Source organism: Acidovorax sp. SRB_14 (assembly GCF_012932145.1).
Taxonomy (GTDB): Bacteria; Pseudomonadota; Gammaproteobacteria; order Burkholderiales; family Burkholderiaceae_C; genus Simplicispira.
In genome coordinates this window covers 1-21179 of the sequence record NZ_MWOK01000002.1, presented here as the reverse complement: position 1 = coordinate 21179, position 21179 = coordinate 1, and the positions used below count along the sequence as shown (strand labels likewise).

The window sequence follows — 21179 nt, the reverse complement described above, 5'->3', positions numbered from 1 at the left end:
GGTGTCCGAACGCGCGTCAGGCGTCAGACCTCGAACAGTCTTCCAAACTGGGGCAGGGCATCGCGCACGCCGGCCAGGCGCAGCGCGTGCCAGGCCATGGCGGTGTTGCTGGCGACCACGGGCTTGCCGAGCGCCTGTTCGACGTCGCGCGTCAGCTCCGCCATGCGCAGGCTGGTGCACGACACGAACACCGAGTCGACGTCGTCGTGGGCGCCGGTGGCGAGGATGGCCGCGCGCAGCGATGCCGCGTCGATGCGGGCGACCTCGTTGTCGTTGCTGTGGTTGAACGAGGAGATGCGCGTCACATCGAAGCCCTTGGCGACGAGGTGCTGTTCAAACAGCGCGTTCACGCTCTGCACATAGGGCGTGATCAGCGCGATGCGCTGCGCCCCCAGTTGGCGCAGGCCGGCCACGGCACCGGTGATGGGCGTGGTGCAGGCCACGCCGGGGCGGGCCTGGCGGATGCGCTGCGCTACCTGCTCCTCGCCGATCACGATGGAGCCTGAGGTGCAGCCGAAGGCCACGACCTGCAGCGGTACGTCGGGCACGATGAGCTGCACGGCGGCCGTGATGTCTTTCTCCATCGCCGCCAGGTTGGCGGGTGTGATGTCGGGCGAGTTGTGCAGGCGGGCTTCAAAGAAGGCCACACCGGGCAGGTCCATGATCTGGCGCCACTCGTGCTCCAGGGTCTGGTCGGTGGCCAGCACCACCAGGCCGATGGCGGCGCGCGCCATCACGCCCGCGTCCATGGTGAAGGGCAGCACGGTGAAGGTGCTGGGGGGGGAGGCGAGGTCGTTCATGCGAGTGTCATTCCGGTGATGTCGATCGCGGGCTGGCGCCCGTTCATGAGGTCGGCCACGATCTGCGCCGTGCCGCAGGCCATGGTCCAGCCCATGTGGCCGTGGCCGGTGTTGAAGTACAGGTTGGCGTGGCGGCTCTTGCCCAGGATGGGCGTGTTCTCGGGCGTCATCGGGCGCAGGCCGGCCCAGAACTCGGGCTGGGCGTAGTCGGCGCCGTTGGGGAACAGCTGGCGCGCCGCGCGCAGCATGGGCTCGAAGTCTTTCGGCGTGTGCCGCGTGTCGTAGCCGCTGAACTCCGCCGTGGCGGTGAAGCGCAGCCGGTCGCCGAAGCGCGCCCAGGCCACGAGGTTGTTCTCGTCCACGCCCGCGAGCGTGGGCGGTTCGTAGCCCTCGCCGGCCGGAAAGGTCACCGAGTAGCCCTTGACCGGGTAGATCGGCAAGCTGTAGCCCAGCGGCCGCGCGACGATGGGCGAGTAGCTGCCCAGTGAAAGCACATAGTCGTCCGCGGTGATGCGGCCGGCGCTGGTGCGCACCGCCTCGATGCGCCCGCCGGCGCTGTCGATGCCGTCGATCGAGGTGTCCATCAGGAACTTCACGCCCGCCTCGCGGCAGCGCTGGGCCAGGTGGCGCGTGAACATGCGCGCGTCGCCGCTCTCGTCGCTGGGGCAGTAGATGGCGCCGGCAATGTGCTGGCGTGCGCCGGCCAGCGCCGGTTCGTGCGCGATCACCGAGTTGGTGTCGAGCGCATCGAGCTGCATGCCGCCGTCGGCCAGGATCTGCATGTTGGCGCGGCCACGGGCAAACGAGGCCTCGTCGCGGTACATGTAGAGGGCGCCACGGCTGATGCGCTCGTACTGCAGGTCTTGCGCGGCGGTGAGTGCCTGCAACTGCTGCTGTGAATAGCGGCAGAGCACGAGCTTGCGGCCGGTGTTGATGCGCGAGCGCTCGGCCGTGCAGTTCTGCAGAAACTTCCACAGCCAGACCCACATGTGCGGATCGGGGTTGAGCTTCAGGCGCAGGGCTTGGCTGCTGTCGCGCAGCGAGCGCCACAGCACGCCGGGCGCACGGGGAGACGCCCAAGTGTACGAGTGGCCGGGCGCCACCATGCCGGCGTTGGCATAGCTGGTTTCGGCGGCGGCGAGCGACTGGCGGTCGATCACGGTGACCTGGCGCCCCTGCGCTGCCAGGTACCAGGCGGTGGTGACGCCCGCAACGCCGGCGCCCAAGACCACGGTGTGCATATCGGTGTCCTTGACGTTGCGGGCGTCAGGCGACGGCGACCACACCGATTTCAACGGTGTAGGGCGGGAAGGCCAGTGCCGATTCCACGCAGGCGCGGGCCGGCGCATGGCCGGCGGGCACCCAGGCGTCCCACAGGGTGTTCATGTCGGCGAAGGTCTTGTGGTCGGCCAGCCAGATGGTGGCCTGGACGATCTTGGTCTTGTCGCTGCCGGTCTCGGCCAGCAGGGCGTCGATCTTGTCGAGGATCTGGCGCGTCTGGCCGGCCACGTCCAAAGCGGTGTCGGTAGCGACCTGGCCGGCGAGGAAGATGAAGCCGTTGGCCACGACGGCTTGGCTCATGCGGTTGTTGGTCTGGATGCGTTGGATGGTCATGCGAAATCTCCGAGGGTCTGGTGGCCATGGAAGGGCCGTTTACAAAAGCGAAACCGGGGCATTGCCTCGGTGCGTGCCGTCCCGCCGCAAGCGGCTTCGAAAAGCCGTGCCGCAGGCCGGTTTATCTTCGTGAATTACTAGTGCCGCACTAAGTGTAGACACTTGTGATTTGGCTGGTCAATGCAGTTTGGTAGTGGTTTTCACTGAGGCACTGGACGGCCATCGGTGGCGCTGCCACGGCGCCGGTCGGAGCCGGACGCAGCGGTCCCCGAATCGGAAAAGAAGCGCGCGCGGCATCGCCGGACGCGATGGCGCCCGGGCGGGGAGACTCTTTTTTATAGCTGCCAGCGCTTGATGGCAAAGGGCTGGAGGCCTATTTCATGCCCAGCCCAGCTTGCCGCGCCGCGCGTGCTACAGCTTCTTCACCAGCACCTGGCTGCGCCGGTCCCAGTTGTACTTGCGCTTGCGCGCCTCGGGCAGCCAGTCGGGGTCGACCTGCACGAAGCCGCGCTTGATGAACCAGTGCATGGTGCGCGTGGTGAGCACGAAGATGCTGTCGAGCCCCAGGTTGCGCGCGCGCTGCTCGATGCGCTTGAGCAGTTTTTCGCCGTCGCCCGTGCCCTGGCTTTGCGGCGACACCGTGACGGCGGCCATTTCGGCCGTGCGCGCTTCGGGGTAGGGGTAGAGCGCAGCGCAGCCGAAGATCACGCCGTCGTGCTCGATGATGGTGTAGCTGGCGACGTCGCGCTCGATCTCGGTGCGGTCGCGCTTGACGAGCGTGCCGTCGCGCTCGAAGGGCTCGATCAGCTGCAGGATGCCGCCGACATCGTCGACCGTGGCCTCGCGCAGCTCTTCGAGCTTTTCATCGACCACCATGGTGCCGATGCCGTCGTGCACATAGATTTCGAGCAGCAGCGCACCGTCCACGGCAAACGGGATGATGTGGCTGCGCTCCACGCCGCCCTGGCAGGCCTTGACGCAGTGCTGCAGATAAAACCCCGTGTCGGTCGGGCGCTGGCTGGCGGGCATGCGCGCCAGCAGCTCCCGCGCCTGGGCCAGGGGCAGTTCGGTGTCGATGGGGTTGTCCTCGCCGTTGGGCTGCCCGGGGTGCTGGCGAATGCCCGCCACCTCGGACAGGAAGATCAGCTTGTCGGCCTTGAGCGCAATGGCCACGCTGGTCGCGACCTCTTCCATGGCCAGGTTGAAGGCTTCGCCCGTGGGCGAGAAGCCAAACGGCGAGATCAGCACCATGGCGCCAAAGTCGAGCGAATGCGTGATGCTCGCCACGTCGACCTTGCGCACCACGCCCGAGTGCTTGAAATCCACGCCGTCAACGATGCCGACGGGCCGCGCGGTGATGAAATTGCCCGAGATCATGCGCACCGTCGATCCCGCCATCGGCGTGTTCGGCAGGCCCTGGCTGAACGCAGCCTCGATCTCGTAGCGCAGCTGGCCGGCGGCCTCCTGCGCGCAGTCGAGCGCCACCGAGTCGGTGATGCGCATGCCGTGCGAGTAGTGCGCGGCGTGGCCCTTGGCCTGCAGCTGCTCGTTGACCTGCGGGCGAAAGCCGTGCACCAGCACGATCTTCACGCCCATGGCCTGGATCATGGCCAGGTCCTGCGCGATGCTGTGCAGCTTGCCGGCCGCAATGGCCTCGCCCGTGAGCCCGACCACAAAGGTCTGGTGGCGGAACTTGTGGATGTAGGGCGCAACCGACCGGAACCAGGGCACGAAGGTGAAGTTGAAAACGGTGGACATGCGCGGGTGGGGCGTGGGGCAGGGTCAGTGAAAACCAGCAGAGGCTGGGATAATTCGCGATTCTCTACGAAGTCGCCACCTTGTCTGCTCCCGCACCCGTCTCCCCGCTGAAAATCACGTTTCCCGAATCCTTGCCCGTGTCTGCGCGGCGCGACGAGATCATGGAGGCGCTGCAAAAGCACCAGGTCATCATCGTCTGCGGCGAGACCGGCTCGGGCAAGACCACGCAGCTGCCCAAGATCGCGCTCGCCCTGGGGCGCGGCAAGTGCAATGCCAGGCCGGGCGAAAAGGGCCAGCTGATCGGCCACACCCAGCCGCGCCGCATCGCCGCGAGCTCGGTGGCCAAGCGCATTGCCGAGGAGCTCAACACCCCGCTCGGCGACGTGGTCGGCTACAAGGTGCGCTTCCAGGACCGGCTCTCGCGCGACGCGTCGGTCAAGCTTATGACCGACGGCATCCTGCTGGCCGAGACGCAGACCGATCCGCTGCTCAAGGCCTACGACACGATCATCATCGACGAGGCGCACGAGCGTAGCCTGAACATCGACTTCCTGCTCGGCTACCTGCGCCAGATCCTGCCGCGCCGGCCCGATCTGAAGATCGTGGTGACCTCGGCCACCATCGACGCCGACCGCTTTGCCAAGCACTTTGCCAGCAGCAAGGGGCCGGCACCGGTCATCCAGGTCTCGGGTCGCACCTTTCCGGTCGAGCAGCGCTGGCGCCCGTTCGAGGAAAGCCGCGACTATGGTTTGAACGACGCCATTGCCGACGGCGTCGACGAGCTCTGGCAGGGCAATGCGGGCGGCGACATCCTGGTCTTCCTGCCCGGCGAGCGCGAGATCCGCGAGGCCGCCGACCACCTGCGCAAGCACCTGGCGCACCAGCCGCTGACGCGCAACGCAGAGGTGCTGCCGCTGTTTGCCCGCCTGTCGCAGGCCGAGCAGGACCGCATCTTTGACGGCCACACAGGCCGGCGCATCATCCTGGCGACCAATGTGGCCGAGACTTCGCTCACGGTGCCGGGCATCCGCTACGTGATCGACGCCGGCACGGCGCGCGTCAAGCGCTACAGCCTGCGCAGCAAAGTTGAGCAGCTGCTGGTCGAGCCGATCAGCCAGGCGGCGGCCAACCAGCGCGCCGGGCGCTGCGGCCGCGTGGCCAACGGCATCTGCCTCCGGCTGTACGAAGAGACCGACTTTGCCGGCCGCCCGCGCTTCACCGACCCCGAAATCCTGCGCTCGTCGCTCGCCGGCGTGATCCTGCGCATGAAGTCGCTGCACCTCGGCGTGGTCGAAGACTTCCCGTTCATCGACGCGCCATCGAGCCGTGCGATTGCCGACGGCTACCAGCTGCTCAATGAACTCGGCGCGGTGGACGACAGGAACGAACTCACGCCCATGGGGCGCGAGCTGTCCAAGCTGCCACTTGACCCGCGCGTGGGCCGCATGATTCTGGAGGCGCGCGCGCGCGGGGCGCTCAGCGAGGTGCTGGTCATTGCCAGCGCGCTGAGCCTGCAGGACGTGCGCGACCGCCCCATGGACGCGCAACAGCAGGCCGACCAGCAGCACGCCAAGTTCGACGACGACAAGAGCGAGTTCAGCGGTTACCTCACGCTGTGGAAATGGCTGCAGGAGGCGCGCGGCGGCACCATGCCCACGCTCGCGTCGGCGCGCGTGCAGCAGCAACAGGCGCAGGCACGGCGCAAGGGCAGTGCATCGCAGGCGTTTTTGCCGGTATCGCAGCGCCTGGTCGCGCCGGCCCCCGCACCTGCGCCGGCGCCCGTGCTGGCGCAGGGCGGCGCCGCGCCCACGCACAAGCTCAGCAACCGCCAGTACGAGCAGCTGCTGCGCCAGAACTTCATCAACGTGCGCCGCGTGCGCGAGTGGCGCGACGTGCACAGCCAGCTGCTCACGGTGGTGGCCGAGCACGGCTGGGAGGCCAACGCGCAGCCGGCAAGCTATGAGCAGCTGCACCTGTCGATGCTGGCCGGGCTGCTCGGCAACATCGGCTTCAAGCCCGAGGAAGAGGACGTGTACCTGGGCGCACGCGGCATCAAGTTCCACCGCCACCCGGGCGCGCACCTGCGCAAGAAGCCGGGGCGCTGGATCGTCTGCGCCGAGCTAGTCGAAACCACGCGCCTGTTTGGCCGCGGCATCGCCGCCATCGAGCCGGCTTGGCTCGAAGAGGTGGGCGCGCACCTGCTCAAGAAGCAGTTGCTCGACCCGCACTGGGAGAAGAAGGCCGCCGAGGTCGTCGCCTTCGAGCGCGCCACGCTGTACGGCCTGGTGGTCTACAGCGGCCGGCGCGTGGGCTTCGACAAGGTCGATCCGCAGGCCGCGCGCGAGATGTTCATCCGCCAGGCGCTGGTGGCCGGCGATCTGCTGCCCGAAGCACACAAGCGCCTGCCGTTTCTCGCCGCCAACGAAAAGCTGATTGCCCACGTCGAGGCGCTCGAGCACAAGTCGCGCCGCCAGGACGTGCTGGTGGACGAGGAGCTGATCTACGCCTTCTACGACCAGCAGCTGCCGCAGGACGTGACCAACGGGCGCGGCTTCGAGCACTGGTACCGCGCCGAGGCCAAGGCACGCCCCGAATTGCTCAAGCTCACGCGCGACGAACTGATGCGCCACGAGGCGGCCGGCATCACCACCAGCGCCTTTCCGCGCACCGTGCGGCTCGGTGGCGTGGATTGCGCGGCCAGCTACCTGCATGCGCCCGGCGACGCGCGCGACGGCCTCACGGTGACGGTGCCGCTGTTCGTGCTCAACCAGGTGCACGAGGAGCAGTGCGAGTGGCTCGTGCCCGGCATGCTCAAGGACAAGATCCAGGCGCTGCTCAAGAGCCTGCACCAGCGCCCGCGCAGCCGCTTCGTGCCGCTGCCCGAATCGGCCGCGCGGCTGGCGCAGCTGCTGGGCACGCCCGAGCGCATGGGCCGCGTGGGCCTGCTCGATGCGCTGCTCAAGCAGGTGCGCGACGAGACCTCGCTCGACGTCAAGCGCGCCGACTTCAAGCTCGACATGGTGCCCGCGCACCTGTTCATGAACTTCCGCGTCGTCGACGAGCACGGCCGCCAGCTTGGCCAGGGCCGCAACCTCGGCGCGCTCAAGGCCGAGTGGGGCGCGAAGGCGCGCGGGGCCTTTCAGGCGCTTGCTTCATTAAAGATAGCTGCTGGCGCTGGCAGCCAGGCGGTTTCAGATGCAAAAGCACCTGAAAGCAAGCAAATCCGTGCGCAAGCAGATCCTAAAAAAGAAGCAAATGCCACGCCCGCCATGCCGGCGGGCCAGCGCTACACCGCCTGGACCTTCGGCGAACTGCCCGAGCTCATGGAGATCGGCAAAGGCGGCCAGACGCTGATCGGCTTTCCCGCGCTGATCGACGCGGGCGATGCCGTCACGATCGAAGTCTTTGACGAGCCCGAGGTCGCCGCTGCCAAGCACCGCGCCGGTCTGCGCCGCCTGTTTGCGCTGCAGATCAAGGACGCGCTCAAGTACCTCGAAAAGAACATTCCCGACCTGCAGAAAATGGCCGTGGCCTACATGCCGCTGGGCACGCAGGAAGAGCTGCGCAGCCAGATCCTTGATGTCGCGATGGACCGCGCCTTCCTGCTCGACCCGCTGCCCACCAGCGAGGCCGATTTCAAGCGCCGCGTCGACGAGGGCCGGGGGCGCCTGACGCTGATCGCCAACGAGGTGGCGCGCCTGGCGGGCACGATCCTCACCGAGTACGCCGCGGCCGCGCGCAAGATCAAGGACACCAAGGGCGCGCCCGAGGCCACGGCAGACGCTCTGCAGCAGCTGCAGCGCCTGGTGCCGAAGAACTTCCTGACCGCCGCGCCCTGGCCGCAGCTGGCGCACTTCGCGCGCTACCTCAAGGCCATCACGCTGCGCCTGGACAAAGTCCGCGCCGACCCGGCGCGCGACGCCACCAAACTGGCCGAGCTGCGCCCGCAGGAGCAGCGCTACTGGCGCCTCGTGGCCGAGCGCAAAGGCCAGGTCGACGCGCGCATGCAGGAGCTGCGCTGGCTGCTCGAAGAACTGCGCGTGAGCTTCTTCGCGCAGGAGCTGCGCACGCCGCAGCCGGTGAGCGTCAAGCGGCTGGACAAGCTGTGGGCGCAGATCAACAGCTGATCGGCGGGCTGTGCGAACAATCCCGACGCGAGCCTCGCGCACCGGGATGGGTCAGGGGCCGACAGCGCGTTTTGGCCGCCATGCAGCCAGACACGTCCCACACACACGCCAGCGCTACGGGGAAGGCTTTGCGTAGACATCGGCACTGAGCACCTCCAGGCCGACAAAGGGGGCGTTGCCTTCGACCCAGGCATCGTGGCCAGGCGGGATGGCGTAGGACTCTCCTGCGCTGAGCGTTTTCTCGGAACCGTCCTGCATTCGAACGGTGAGCTTTCCCGAAACGACATGCCCCACATGCGAGAGTTGGCAATACTCTGTCTTCACCACGGGCTTGATGCATTCTGACCAACGCCACCCGGGTTCGAAGTTGAACCGCCCGATCGTGTAGCCCTGCAGCTTTACCACCTCGACGCGGGTTTTGTTGGGTGTGCGAAGCTCGTCCGGCGTGCCATGCGATTTGACTTCGAGCTTCTCAACGCTGACGGGAGTGACCATGATTTTCTCCTTCGATTGAGCCGCCCCCGCTATCGCGGAATTCTTAAGGGATCGCTGATGAATTGGAGGGCAACCGAGAAACTATCGCGATGTCATTCGCATGGCAATGCGATCGATCACATGCAGTTACGGGTTGGCGGCTCATGGCACGGCATTGTGTGCGCCGCGCTATCCAGCTGGTCAGCGGAGCAAAGCGATGCAGGTATACAGGACGCCAGCACGACCTCATCCAACGGGCCACAAATCCGCACAAGTTTTGCACTCGTTCCGTGTAACGGGGTCGCTTGAAAAGCTTCAACGGCAGAGCAGATGCCTGCCCCAAGCTGTGGCGGTCGCGGGACGACCCACTGCTGTCTCACATATTTCAGAGCGTGATGACGGCCATCCATCGTGTGTCATCGTTCGCGTGCCGAATTTGTCCACGGCGCGGCACGGAGCTGTCATTGACTCATCCGACCGACCGCCGGCCGCAGTGACCGGCCCCGGGGCCAACGGCTCACACCGCCAATTGGAGGTCGAATGTCTGCTGCTCGAAGCTTCGAACTGACGGTCTCGACCCGGAGCAGCCTTCTCGGTCAGTGCCCTGAAGCGGCCATTCACGGAGATGACAAGTTCGAGGCCATGGCATCCAACGGGCTCGTGGTGCCACCGACGGCAAGCTTCAAGACATGGGTGTAAATCATGGTGGTACTCACATCCGAGTGCCCCAGCAACTCTTGCACGGTACGAATATCGGTGCCTGCCTGCAGCAGGTGCGTGGCAAAACTGTGGCGCAACGTATGCACGGAAACCGGCTTGCAGATACCGATCTGCGCTACGGCTTTCTTCATCGCCCGCTGCAAATGCTCCTCATACACATGGTGCCGGCGTTCAACTCCTGTGCGTGGGTCAATCGAAAGCGCAGGGGCTGGAAAAACCCAGAACCAGCCCCAACGCTGGCCCACTCCTGGATATTTCACTTCCAGTGCATGTGGCACCTCCACTCCACCGCGCTGGGCTTGTCGGTCATGCTCCCACTGTGCCCGTGCTGCAAGAGCTTGCTGCCGCAAGTCGGCTGCCAAGCTACGCGGCAGCATGACGACGCGGTCTTTGCCCCCCTTGGCCTGCCGCACCACGATCACGCTGCGATCAAAATCCACATCTTTGATGCGCAGGCGCGTGCCCTCCATCAAACGCATACCCGTGCCACTGCACATAGGCTTGCTCGGTGCGCAGGCTATAGTGTTTGTAACGAATCCGCTCACGGATCTGATCCAGCAGCCGTGTGGCGCGCAACACAGGAGGGGTAGCGGGTTTCATGACTGAATTTAGTACTGTTGTTTTGTACAGCCTGTCGCCCGCTAGGCGTTGCGGCACGCCCCTTTCCAAAATTTTCTCCGAACAACTTAGACCGCAATGTCCAGATATGGCCTGCGGATGTATGCGGTCTACATGACGTTAGGCCACATGGACAGAGAAGTCGCACTTCAGATTCAGTCTCCTCTCCGCGTCGTCAGACGCGGCGACATATTCTGGATCGCCGCCGACGAGACGAGAGGCTCGTTTCCGGGGTCGCCACATCCGCATGTGGTCGTGCAAGAGGACGTCTTTAATCACTCTCGTATCAGCACCGTCATTGTCTGCGCCCTGAGTTCAAACCTCCATAAAGCGTCAGAGCCTGGCAATGTGCTGCTAGAACCTAGTGAGGGCGACTTGGAACGGCAAAGTGTCGTAATCGCCTCTCAAGTATCCTGCATCTACAAAGCGCGGCTGGGCTCGTACATTGGCTCGTTATCGGAAGCACGTATAGACCAGGTTGTTGCTGGGCTACGCTTCGTCCAAGCGGCCTTCCATCGCCACGGCTAGATCTCGGGCGATGCGGCCTAACAATTCGTTCAAGGCGGACGGCTACGCCGCCGCTTAACTCCAGCGTTGAGCGACTGCTTTTCCCTTTGAGCACCGGCCGCTCCTGGCCGGAACCTCACACTGATCTTGCTTCCGGGAAACTGCCATTGCGAGCGGCGGACCTCGCAAGGGACGACCGCCGTCGGCTCTCTCAGGTTTCAGTTTGCTCCGAGATCTTGAGTGCGTCATCGCTCTTGATGCCGAGGTTGAACAGAGCGCGCTCGCGCATGCGGTTCTTTATCTGGAGGCCGGACCCGGCGTGCCCAGATGTCCTTCACCTTGAACGGTGCCTTTTGGCCGACGATCTAACCCTTGTTTCACGGCTTGCGCGACACCATCGTGGTTGTTGGTTCCGTGGTGGTCTCCCATCGCGTCGATGCGCCAGGAAGCATGCACCTCGGCGCACCGATCGTTCTGTTTGCCGTGCGCCGACCGTACAGCCCGCCGTCTTTCATGGTCGGCTCGGGCATGGGGAAAGGCAGTGCTCGGCTTGCTCCAGCGTGACATGCGAGGCCAAGCCGTCTACGCTGAGGGCGCCGCGGCGGCTCGCCCGGCCGGCATTCTGCGGCGGCGCTGCCCCAGCGCCGCCACAGGACGCATGCCCTCGTGCCAGGCGCGCTGTGTCGATTCGGCTTGTCGTTGTTCGTCGACGGGATACGAGCGGCCCTCCGGCGGCGCACCGACCGGTCCACTTAACAGGAGTGAACACATGTCATACATCGATGGTTTCGTGATCGCAGTTCCTACCGCAAACAAGCAGAAGTTCATCGAGCACGCGCGCCATTTCGACGCGATGTTCATCGAGCTCGGCGCCGTCCGCGTGATCGAAGGCTGGGGCGACGACGTCCCCGACGGCAAAGTCACCGACTTCCGCCGCGCAGTCCAGGCCACGGCAGACGAGACGGTGGCGTTTTCGTGGGTCGAATGGCCGGACAAGGCCACGCGTGACGCAGGCATGAAGAAGATGATGGAGGACCCGCGCATGGATCCGTCCACGCCCGGCAATCCGCCCATGCCCTTCGACGGCAAACGCATGATCTTCGGCGGCTTCGCACAGGTGGTCGAAGTGAAGGCTTGAGGCGGCGCGGGTGACACCGCACCTCGGCGGGCCATGCGCTGCGGCGGGCGTCTGGCGCAGACTGTCGGCCCGCAGGCTGTGGCTGCGAGACATCGCGCGGGCCGCCCGGTGCGCGGACGAGCAAACGCCGCGCATCTCCCCGTGACCGTCTCCGCATGTAGGCTCCCGGGGCCCTGCAGGGCTTCACACTCGCGGCCACGAGCGGCTGCTTGCCGCTTTCGCGGCCGGTCGCTCGACATGCGACGCCAAGACAGGCGTTGGCCTCGAGTCGCAGCGTGTGGCTCGAAGCAAGGGTCAGGCGCTGGTCGGGGCGCCAGGGAAGCACTGGCTTGACTGTTCGAGATGAACCGAAGGCAGCTTGTTCTCGCAAAAAATGTGGATTCTCGGCGCAAGGTGCTCGTGGCCCACGACGGTTCCGAGGTAGAGCATCGTGAGTCCCTTGTAAGTCTCCGGATTCGTATTGAAGAGCGGCGTTCCGCAGTTTTTGCAGAAGTGGCGACGGGTTCGTTCTGTTACCGCATAGGCTGTCAGAGACTCCGAGCCTTGGGTTACGGAGAACTGCTGTTCCCGCACGACAACGTACGACGAATACGCGGCGCCGGTCATGGACCGGCAAAGGCCGCAGTGGCACGCGACGACTTGCACGGCTCGGCCCGCCACATTGAATTTAACGTGGCCACATTTGCAACTGCCTATCAACTTATCCATGTTTCCTCGCAACGGGGATACCCCCAAGCTTGAAGATGATGGCTGGCGATGCTCCTGCGTACCGAGCTGCCAACCGACACAAAAACCGCCCCATATACAGCCTACTGATCACCCTGTCGCAAGCGCTCATGGCGCACTTTTGAGACGGGGCTTTGAACGATGAAGCGGAGCGGCGGGCAGCGACGGCGTGGAGCGGCGGGGCAAACCGCTGTGAAGCGCCATTCTGATGGTGAACCAATATACCCAGCCCAGAATAAGTGCCTGCAGCGGCGCACGGATAAGCAGATAGACCGGCCCCCAAGCGTGTCCCCCCATCGGAATGTGGTGCAGCGCGGCATAAATGTTCAACGGAAAGAACACGACCAGCACTGCCGCCGCCGCGAGACCGCTCACGCGCCTGAGCTTCGGAACGAAAAAACCCAGCGCGATAGCGAATTCCAGAATGCCGGATGCATGGACAAGCAGCAGTCTCTCGGGAACCCAGGGCGGCAGCATCTGCACCATGGGCTGTGCCTGCACAAAGTGTCCGACTCCTGTGAAGACAAATAGAAGGCCCAAGCCCATGGCTGCAGCATTGCGAACATCGACACTGCGGCCGAAAGCAGCATGGAGCGCAACAGCCCCGAGCCAGGGGCCGAGCATAAGAGCGAGCATGATGACAGGGGTAATCACAGAAAATGACCTCTCCAAGTGGTGCAGAGTGCGTTCAAGTTGGATCGAATTTATGCAATGCCTTTGTCGATGTCCTGCGCGATGCGACGAAGCTGCCGAATCCGGGTGTGAACTGCATTCGGGCGCCATGAACGGAAAGCTACCGAACCGGATTTTCACGACCGGATGCAAGAGAGCGGTCTGAACTGGCTTGTGCGCAAGGGCGCTCCCAGACATCGGGGTGCACGAGCAAGCGCTGCTGCGGCCGCAAAAAAGCCCGCCGGAGCGGGCTCTGGAGTGACAGGGCTGAGTTTTCAAGTGCCGTGGAACTTGACCACCAGCGGCACGATCAGCAGCGCCACGATGTTGATGATCTTGATCAGCGGGTTCACCGCCGGGCCGGCCGTGTCCTTGTAGGGGTCGCCCACGGTGTCGCCCGTGACGGCGGCCTTGTGCGCCTCGCTGCCCTTGCCGCCGTGGTGGCCGTCTTCGATGTATTTCTTCGCGTTGTCCCAGGCGCCGCCGCCCGTGCACATGCTGATGGCGACGAAGAGGCCGGTAACGATGGTGCCCATCAAGAGGCCGCCCAGCGCCTTCGGGCCCAGCAGCAGGCCGACGGCGATCGGCACCACCACGGGCAGCAGGCTGGGGATGACCATTTCCTTGATGGCGGCGCTGGTCAGCATGTCGACCGCGCGGCCGTATTCGGGCTTGCCCGTGCCTTCCATGATGCCGGCAATGTCTCGGAACTGGCGCCGCACCTCGACCACCACGGCGCCGGCCGCGCGGCCCACGGCCTCCATGGCCATGGCGCCGAACAGGTAGGGGATCAGGCCGCCGATGAACAGGCCGACGATGACCATCGGGTCGCTCAGGTTGAAGCTGATCGCCTGGCCATAGCTCTCGAGCTTGTGCGTGTAGTCGGCGAACAGCACCAGCGCCGCGAGGCCCGCCGAGCCGATGGCGTAGCCCTTGGTGACGGCCTTGGTGGTGTTGCCCACGGCGTCGAGCGGGTCGGTCACGGCGCGCACCTCGGGGGGCATGTCGGCCATTTCGGCGATGCCGCCCGCGTTGTCGGTGATGGGGCCGTAGGCGTCGAGCGCCACCACGATGCCGGCCATGCTGAGCATGGCGGTGGCGGCGACGGCGATGCCATACAGGCCCGCGAGCTGGTACGACACGAGGATGGCGATGCAGACGCAGATCACCGGCCAGGCCGTGGAGCGCATCGACACGCCCAGTCCCGCGATGATGTTGGTGCCGTGGCCGGTGGTCGAGGCCTGCGCGATGTGCTGCACCGGCGAATACTGCGTGCCGGTATAGAACTCGGTGATCCAGACCAGCGCGGCCGTCAGCACCAGGCCCGTGGCGCAGGCGCCGAACAGCTTGATCTGGCTGCCGCTGGCGGCGATCGCGTTGTCGGGAATGATCCAGGCCGTGACGAACCAGAACGCGATCAGCGAGAGCACGCCGGCCACGGCCAGGCCCCGGTAGAGCGCCGGCATCACGTTCTTCATGCCCGGTGAGGCCTTGACGAAGAAGCAGCCGATGATTGATGCGACGATGGACACGGCGCCCAGCGCTAGCGGGTACAGCACGGCGTTGACCGGGGCGGCGGTCACCATCAGCGCACCCAGCACCATCGTGGCGATCAGCGTGACGGCGTAGGTCTCGAACAGGTCGGCCGCCATGCCGGCGCAGTCGCCCACGTTGTCTCCGACGTTGTCGGCGATCACGGCGGGGTTGCGCGGGTCGTCTTCGGGGATGCCGGCCTCGACCTTGCCCACGAGGTCGGCGCCGACGTCGGCGCCCTTGGTGAAGATGCCGCCGCCCAGCCGCGCGAAGATCGAAATCAGCGACGATCCGAAGGCAAAGCCGATCAGCGGGTTGAGCAGGTTGGCCAGCGTCTTGTCGGCTACCGGGTTGCTGCCGACCAGGAACCAGTAGAAGCCGGTGACGCCGAGCAGCCCGAGGCCCACCACCAGCATGCCGGTGATGGCGCCGCCGCGGAAGGCCACGTCGAGCGCCGGCCCGATGCCTTGCGTGGCGGCCTGCGCGGTGCGCACGTTGGCGCGCACCGAGACATTCATGCCGATGAAGCCGCAGGCGCCCGAGAGCACGGCGCCGATCGCGAAGCCCACGGCCGTCTTGGCATCAAGGAAAAGGCCGATCAGGATGGCCAGCACGACGCCGACGATGGCGATGGTCTTGTACTGGCGCGCCAGGTAGGCGGCCGCGCCGGCCTGGATGGCGCCCGCGATCTCTTGCATGCGCGCGTTGCCGGGGTCCTTGGCGAGGATCCAGCTGCGGGCCCAGATGCCATAGGCCACGGCAATCAGCCCGCACGCCAGGGCCAGGAGGAGGGGGGAAGTCAGCGCTGTGGATGCAGCCATTCGTTGTCTCCAGGTGTTCTTGTCTCGCACGGTAGAGGCACAACGCACCGGTCGTGTCTCCGCTGCGTTGCTTCCTCGACCGCCACCTGGGTCGATTGGCCAACCGGACCAATTTACCTTGAATAGCGCGCCTGCAAGCGGGCTGAAAGGGGCGAGCCGGTAAAATGAGGGTTAATCCCGACGGGGATCCCTGGTATCCCTCAACAACACGACCGACAACCATGTCCCTCAACAACGTCACCCCCGGCAACAACATCCCTGAATCCTTCAACGTGGTCGTTGAAATCCCCATGGATTCCGATCCCATCAAGTACGAAGTGGACAAGGAGTCGGGCGCCATCTTCGTCGACCGCTTCATGACCACGGCCATGTACTACCCGTCGAACTACGGCTACGTCCCGCGAACGCTCAGCGGCGACGGTGACCCGGTCGACGTGCTGGTCATCACCCCGTACCCGCTGGTGCCGGGCGTCGTCGTGCCCTGCCGCGCGCTCGGCATCCTGAAGATGGAAGACGAGGCCGGCATCGACGGCAAGGTGCTGGCCGTGCCCACCAACAAGGTGCTGGGCATGTACTCGGCCTGGAAGAACATCGAGGACGTGAACCCCGCGCGCCTGAAGGCCCTGAGCCACTTCTTCGAGCACTACAAGGACCTCGAAGAAGGCAAGTGGGTCAAGGTGCTGGGCTGGGAAGGCATTGACGCCGCGCACAAGGAAATCCTGGACGGCATCGCCAACTACAAAAACGCCCAGGTCTGAACGCGGCCGCAGCACGCCGGTCTGGCGTGCCCGCGCCACCGCTCCAAAAACCTGCCAGCAAGCGTGCTGGCAGGTTTTTTCGTTTGTGGCCGGTGCGACTCGATCTGGACGCTCAATGCCTCGATTTCAGGTCAAATCGCCCGCAAGCGCTTGTGGGTAAAGCGCTGGCTGCTATCAAAAAATAGATAGATCTCATTCTTTAGCTGCGGGCGCACGCCAGTGCATTCGCTGCAGCCGCGCCAAGGCACAGGTGATCGAGAAGATGGCAAGTTGCGTTGGCGGATGCTTGGCATTAATATTCATTCAAAATGAATCTTATGAAGTGCCACGGTCCCCCAGCACGCTGCAAACCATGAAAACCAGCCTACCGCCCCTCGTCCCCGCTGCCGCCAAGGCAACGCCCCACAGCCCGCTTCGGGGATGGCCTTTGCTGCGCCTGGGGTTCCGGCCTTTTTACCTGTGTGCGGCGCTGCTGGCCTGTGTGGCGGTGCCGGTCTGGGTGGCCGCGCTACTCGGCGGCATCCAGCTCAACTTGCCCGTGGCGCCGCTGCTGTGGCATGCCCATGAAATGCTGTTCGGGTTCGCCACGGCGGTGATCGTTGGCTTCTTGTTGACGGCCGTGAAGGCTTGGACCGGGTTGGCCACGCCGCGCGGCGCGGCCCTGGCCGGCTTGGCATTGCTCTGGCTGGCCGCCAGGGTGGCGGCAGTGGCCGCGCCCTATGCGGTGTACGCAATGCTCGACGCCGCGCTGCTGCCCGTGGTCGCCGCTGTTCTTCTGGAGATCCTGCTGCGCGCGCACAACCGCCGCAACCTGCCTTTGGTCGGGATTCTGCTGCTGCTGTCGGTGGCCAATGCGCTGTTCCATTTGGCGGTCCTCGGCGCCGTGGACCTGCCGCCGGTGCGCGCGCTGTACGCGGGCCTCGCGCTGATCGTGATGATCGAGTGCGTGATCGCCGGGCGCGTGGTGCCGGCCTTCACCATGGGCGTGAACCCGGGGCTCAAGATCACGGTGCACCGTGCAATTGAAGGCGCAACGCTGGCGGTCACGGGCTTGGCGCTCGCGCTGTGGGTGCTGGCGCCACCCGGGCCGGCCACGCTGGCGGCCTTTGCGCTGGCGGCAGTGCTGCACGGCGCACGCCTGTGGCAGTGGCACCCGCGGGCTGCGCTAAGCCGCCCGATCCTGTGGATCCTGCACGCGTCGTATGCGTGGATTCCCGTGGGTTTTGCGATGCTGGCATGCGCCCAGATCGGGGCGGTCAGCATGTCGGCGGGCGTGCATGCGCTCGCCGTGGGGGCCACGGGTGGGCTCATCATCGGCATGGTCACGCGCACGGCGCGCGGCCACACCGGCCGGCCGTTGCAGGCGTCCCGGGCGGAAGTGCTGGCCTATGCGCTGGTGATGGCTGCCGCCGTGCTGCGCGTGCTGGTGCCGCTGGCTGCGCCGCAGTGGTATGCCGCCGCCCTGGTGGGCGCGGCGCTGGCCTGGTCGAGCGCGTTCGCGATCTATCTGGTCCTCTTCACCCCCTGGCTGACCGCCAGCCGGCTGGACGGCAAGGACGGCTGAAGGCCGTGCGTCGCGCTGCGGGACTATGCCGCTACAGGCCGAGCGACAGCAGCGCCGCTTCCGACATCCGGGAGCGGTCCCAGGGCGGGTCAAACACCAGGCGGACCGTGATCTCGCCGACGTGGGGCACCGCCAGCACCTTGTCGCAGACCTCGTCGGCCATGGTTTCGCCCATGCCGCAGCCCGGCGCTGTCAGGGTCAGGTCGATCAGCACGCGCACCTGGCCGTCTTCCATCGGTTCAAAGTCGCACCGGTAGACCAGGCCCAGCTCGACGATATCCACGGGAATTTCGGGGTCGTAACAGGTCTTGAGGGCCTGCCAGACCAGACTGCTCACCTCGTCGGGGCCGACCGTGTCGGGCACCGGCGCGATCTCGGGGGGCGGTTTTCCGATGGCGTCGGCGTCGGCCCCCTTGAGCCGCACCAGCTGCCCATCGACCAGCAGCGTGAAGGACGAACCCAGGGCCTGCGTGACCTGCGCCAAGGCGCCGGCAGGCAGCTCCATCGGCGAGCCGTCGGGGACGCGCTCCACGCGCACCGGCCGGCGGATCTGCACGTCTTCACGGTGTCGTTTCATCATGGTCGCTCCTGGGATGGGGCAGTTCGGTGGTCGCGACCTGCGGAGCCTCCGCGAGCGCGTGCATGAGCGCATGCCAGCCCAGCAAAGCGCACTTGATGCGGCTGGGGTAGCGGCGCACGCCCGCCAGGCTGACGAGCTTGCCCAGCTGGGTTTCCTCGGGCTCGGTCTGGCCGGTGAGCACGGCACGGAAATGCTGCTGCAGCTGCCGCGCGGCCTCCACGTCGCGGCCTTTGACGGCCTCGCCCATCATCGACGCGGACGCAATACAGATGGCGCAGCCCTGGCCGCTGAAGCGGATGTCGTGCACCTGGCCCGCCTGAATGTCCAGTTCAACGCTGAGGTCGTCGCCGCACTGCGGGTTCGTGCCGCGCGCCCGGTGGGTAGGGGCGGCGAGGTGGCCGAAGTTGCGCGGCGCGCGCTTGTGGTCCAGCACGACGTCCTGGTACAGGTCGGTTTCGGCGTTGGTCATTGCAGCACCTCCAGCGCGCGCGCAACGCCCGCGACCAGGCGCTCGACCTCATCGTGCGTGTTGTAGAGCGCGAACGACGCGCGCGTCGTCGGGCCCAGGCCCAGGTGGTCGAGCAGCGGCTGGGCGCAGTGGTGGCCGGTGCGCACCGCGATGCCTTGTTCGTCGAGCAGCGTGCCGATGTCGTGCGGGTGCACGCCGCGTGCCACGAAGGAGACGATGGCCGATTCGGCCGCCCACGGTGACAGCACCGTGATGTCGTCAATTGCGGCCAGGCCCGCTGCCGCGTGGGCGCGCAGCGCCGCCACATGCGCGTCGATGCCGCTGCGGCCAACCGCGTCGATGAAGGCGGCCGCGGCCGCCATGCCCACGGCGCCCGCGACATGGGGCGTGCCGCCCTCGAGCCGGCTGGGCAGTGCGGCAAAACCGGCATCGGTGTAGCTCACCCAGTCGACCATGTCGCCGCCGTAGCGCAGCGGTGCCAGGCGCTCCAGCGCTGCCAGGCGGCCGACCAGGGCGCCCGTGCCCATGGGGCCGTGCATCTTGTGGCCCGAAAAGGCCATGAAGTCGCAAGCCAGCGCCGACAGATTGGGCACGGCGTGCGCCATCGCCTGCGCCGCGTCGAGCACGGTGAGCGCGCCCGCCTGCGCGGCCAGCGCGAGCAGCGCCTCGAACGGCGGCCGCTCGCCGGTGGCGTTGGCGCAGGCCGTGAGCGCGAACACCCGGGTGCGCGGCGTCAACAGCCGGACCAGGTCTTCGGGGTGCAGCCGGCCCTGCGCGTCGGGCAACAGCACGCGCAGGGCCGCGCCGCTGCGCCGCACCGCCTGCTGCCAGGGCACGAGGTTGGCGTGGTGTTCCAAGCCGCTGACAATGATCTCGTCGCCGGGCTGCAGAAAAGCGCTGCCCGCAGCTGCAGCCGACAGCCCGTGCGCCACCAGGTTCAGCGCCTCGGTCGTGCCCGACGTGAAGACCAGCTCGTGCCCGGCGCCCGCGCCGACGAAGCGCTTGAGCGCGCTGCGCGCCTGCTCGAAGGCGTCGGTGGCGCGCTGGCTCAGCGCGTGCACGCCGCGGTGGATGTTGGCGCGGTCGTGCACCTCGAAATTGCGCATGGCGGCCAGCACCGGCAGCGGCACCTGCGTCGTGGCAGCGTTGTCGAGATAAGCCAGCGCCGCGCCGTGGATGCGCTGCGCCAGCACCGGAAACTGGCTGCGCACCCCGCTCGCCAGGGCGTCGGGGGCGGTGGCCAAGTCCGGCAGGAAGTGCATTTCACCCATGGTGCGGCTCCTGCGCTGCGGCCAGGTGGCGCGCGATGGTGCGTGCCAGCAGGCCGTCGGCCAGCAGCGTGGCCAGTGTTTCGGCGTCATCAAAGCAGCGCTCCAGCAGTGCGGTGGCCATGCCTTCGATGATCAGCGCGCGCGCGCTGGCTTCGTCCAGGCCGCGCTGGCGGGCATAGAACAAGGCGTCCTCGGGCAGTGCGCCCCAGGTGGCGCCGTGCGCAGCCTGCACCTTGTCGTGGTGGATTTCGAGGTGCGGGCGCAGCACCAGCCGCGGCTGGCCTGCCAGCGGGATGCCGCTCAAACGCTGGCGCGCGTCGGCCCCGTCCGCGCCCGGTGCGATGCAGGTGTGGGCATTGGCGACGGCGTGGGCCTTGCCGCTGGCCAACACCAGGGCCTCGACGGCGCTGGCGGTGTGGGCGGCGCTGTGCGATGTCTGGACCTGCTGCTCGAGCGCTGCACCGCCGGCAAACAGCACACCGGCCGTGCGTGCGCTGGCCTGCGTACCCTGCAGCTGCAGTGCCGTGCGCTGCAGGTGGTACTGGCTGCCTGAGGCGACCAGCGCCTGGTGGTAGTGCGCGCCCCGGCCCAGCTGCGCATGCACGAGGTGGGCGACCTGATCGTCCGCGCCCGGGGTGGCCACGCGCAGGTGCTGCAACGTGGCGCCGGGCGCCAGGCGCAGGTGGATGTGCAGGTTCTGCGCCAGCCTCTGCCCGCATTGCGCCGGCACGCGTTCGTGCGTCTCGATCAGCATGCAGCGCACGCCTTCTGCCACGTCCACCACGAGCAGCGGCGCTTCGACTGCGGCGCGCGGCTGGTGGCGCAGCTGCAGCCAAACCGTCTCGCCCGAAGGGGCACCGGGGGCGCCGTCGATGCGCAGGCGCAGACCCTGGCGGCACAGCGCGCGGTGCGCCCAGGCAAAGGGGGCGGCGTCGCCCTCGCCGGGCAGCGGCACGCCGGCAAACAGCTCGGCGCGCTGCTGCGGGTCGCCCGCGTCCAGCCAGCGCGCGCTGACGCTGTGGTGCGGCG

At 66.5% G+C, this 21179-nt stretch carries 18 protein-coding genes and 2 pseudogenes; 6 read left to right on the top strand and 14 right to left on the bottom strand.

What is annotated here, in order from left to right; all coding sequences use genetic code 11:
• Positions 1 to 23: 23 nt before the first annotated feature.
• The 4 genes from B2J86_RS02030 to argA all read right to left on the bottom strand — a co-directional run bounded on the left by B2J86_RS02030 (position 24) and on the right by argA (position 4172).
• Positions 24 to 800: an aspartate/glutamate racemase family protein gene (locus tag B2J86_RS02030; protein ID WP_173024607.1), complete on the bottom strand. Its 777-nt coding sequence runs from the start codon at positions 798 to 800 to the stop codon at positions 24 to 26.
• Positions 797 to 2041 carry a D-amino acid dehydrogenase gene (locus B2J86_RS02025; RefSeq protein WP_173024606.1) on the bottom strand — a complete coding sequence of 415 codons (1245 nt, stop codon included), beginning with the start codon at positions 2039 to 2041 and terminating at the stop codon, positions 797 to 799. Before B2J86_RS02025 ends, B2J86_RS02030 begins: the two co-directional genes overlap by 4 nt.
• 25 nt (positions 2042 to 2066) lie before the next feature.
• Complete coding sequence (locus tag B2J86_RS02020) at positions 2067 to 2414, bottom strand: RidA family protein (protein ID WP_169170042.1); 348 nt, start codon at positions 2412 to 2414, stop codon at positions 2067 to 2069.
• Positions 2415 to 2825: 411 nt separating this feature from the next.
• A complete protein-coding gene (gene argA / locus B2J86_RS02015; protein ID WP_173024605.1) occupies positions 2826 to 4172 on the bottom strand; it encodes an amino-acid N-acetyltransferase in 1347 nt (448 codons plus the stop codon).
• Between the two features lie 161 nt (positions 4173 to 4333).
• Between argA and hrpA the strand changes: the two genes are divergently transcribed.
• Positions 4334 to 8299: an ATP-dependent RNA helicase HrpA gene (hrpA, locus tag B2J86_RS02010; protein ID WP_240965051.1), complete on the top strand. Its 3966-nt coding sequence runs from the start codon at positions 4334 to 4336 to the stop codon at positions 8297 to 8299.
• Positions 8300 to 8413: 114 nt separating this feature from the next.
• Here the strand turns inward: hrpA and B2J86_RS02005 are convergent, their stop codons facing one another.
• Together B2J86_RS02005 and B2J86_RS02000 are read right to left on the bottom strand one after the other, a co-directional pair.
• A complete protein-coding gene (locus B2J86_RS02005) occupies positions 8414 to 8794 on the bottom strand; it encodes a cupin domain-containing protein (RefSeq protein ID WP_169170044.1) in 381 nt (126 codons plus the stop codon).
• Between the two features lie 596 nt (positions 8795 to 9390).
• Positions 9391 to 9981: pseudogene (locus tag B2J86_RS02000) on the bottom strand (integron integrase); the annotation flags it as partial.
• A 208-nt stretch (positions 9982 to 10189) separates the two neighbouring features.
• On the opposite strand from B2J86_RS02000, the gene B2J86_RS01995 reads away from it, so the two are divergent.
• Entirely contained in the window at positions 10190 to 10639 is a 450-nt protein-coding gene (locus B2J86_RS01995; protein ID WP_371736024.1) for a type II toxin-antitoxin system PemK/MazF family toxin, read from the top strand.
• 229 nt (positions 10640 to 10868) lie between these two features.
• Here B2J86_RS01995 and B2J86_RS18055 read toward each other — a convergent pair.
• Positions 10869 to 10983 (bottom strand): annotated as a pseudogene (locus B2J86_RS18055) (integrase); the annotation flags it as partial.
• 19 nt (positions 10984 to 11002) lie between these two features.
• Between B2J86_RS18055 and B2J86_RS01990 the strand changes: the two are divergent.
• Complete coding sequence (locus B2J86_RS01990; protein WP_169170027.1) at positions 11003 to 11182, top strand: hypothetical protein; 180 nt, start codon at positions 11003 to 11005, stop codon at positions 11180 to 11182.
• Between the two features lie 205 nt (positions 11183 to 11387).
• Positions 11388 to 11756: a DUF1428 domain-containing protein gene (locus B2J86_RS01985; protein ID WP_169170046.1), complete on the top strand. Its 369-nt coding sequence runs from the start codon at positions 11388 to 11390 to the stop codon at positions 11754 to 11756.
• A 294-nt stretch (positions 11757 to 12050) separates the two neighbouring features.
• Here B2J86_RS01985 and B2J86_RS18325 read toward each other — a convergent pair whose 3' ends face one another.
• The 3 genes from B2J86_RS18325 to B2J86_RS01970 all read right to left on the bottom strand — a co-directional run bounded on the left by B2J86_RS18325 (position 12051) and on the right by B2J86_RS01970 (position 15508).
• Complete coding sequence (locus B2J86_RS18325; RefSeq protein ID WP_169170047.1) at positions 12051 to 12464, bottom strand: GFA family protein; 414 nt, start codon at positions 12462 to 12464, stop codon at positions 12051 to 12053.
• A gap of 126 nt (positions 12465 to 12590) precedes the next feature.
• Positions 12591 to 13136: a hypothetical protein gene (locus tag B2J86_RS01975; RefSeq protein WP_205763857.1), complete on the bottom strand. Its 546-nt coding sequence runs from the start codon at positions 13134 to 13136 to the stop codon at positions 12591 to 12593.
• A gap of 293 nt (positions 13137 to 13429) precedes the next feature.
• Entirely contained in the window at positions 13430 to 15508 is a 2079-nt protein-coding gene (locus B2J86_RS01970; RefSeq protein WP_169170048.1) for a sodium-translocating pyrophosphatase, read from the bottom strand.
• Positions 15509 to 15729: 221 nt separating this feature from the next.
• Here B2J86_RS01970 and ppa point away from each other — a divergent pair, with 221 nt between their 5' ends.
• Positions 15730 to 16266: an inorganic diphosphatase gene (ppa, locus tag B2J86_RS01965; protein WP_169170049.1), complete on the top strand. Its 537-nt coding sequence runs from the start codon at positions 15730 to 15732 to the stop codon at positions 16264 to 16266.
• A gap of 352 nt (positions 16267 to 16618) precedes the next feature.
• Positions 16619 to 17830: an NnrS family protein gene (locus B2J86_RS01960; protein ID WP_169170748.1), complete on the top strand. Its 1212-nt coding sequence runs from the start codon at positions 16619 to 16621 to the stop codon at positions 17828 to 17830.
• Between the two features lie 31 nt (positions 17831 to 17861).
• Here the strand turns inward: B2J86_RS01960 and sufT are convergent, their stop codons facing one another.
• From sufT to B2J86_RS01940, 4 genes are all read right to left on the bottom strand, one after another.
• Positions 17862 to 18407 (bottom strand): putative Fe-S cluster assembly protein SufT, encoded by a 546-nt coding sequence (gene sufT, locus B2J86_RS01955; RefSeq protein ID WP_169170749.1) that lies wholly within the window; start codon positions 18405 to 18407, stop codon positions 17862 to 17864.
• Positions 18391 to 18879: a Fe-S cluster assembly sulfur transfer protein SufU gene (gene sufU / locus B2J86_RS01950; RefSeq protein WP_169170746.1), complete on the bottom strand. Its 489-nt coding sequence runs from the start codon at positions 18877 to 18879 to the stop codon at positions 18391 to 18393. The genes sufT and sufU overlap by 17 nt, the downstream gene beginning before the upstream one ends.
• Positions 18876 to 20141 (bottom strand): aminotransferase class V-fold PLP-dependent enzyme, encoded by a 1266-nt coding sequence (locus B2J86_RS01945; protein WP_371736071.1) that lies wholly within the window; start codon positions 20139 to 20141, stop codon positions 18876 to 18878. Before B2J86_RS01945 ends, sufU begins: the two co-directional genes overlap by 4 nt.
• A gap of 1 nt (position 20142) precedes the next feature.
• Positions 20143 to 21179 (bottom strand): SufD family Fe-S cluster assembly protein (locus B2J86_RS01940; RefSeq protein ID WP_173024603.1); only part of this gene is annotated, 1037 nt, incomplete at its 5' end.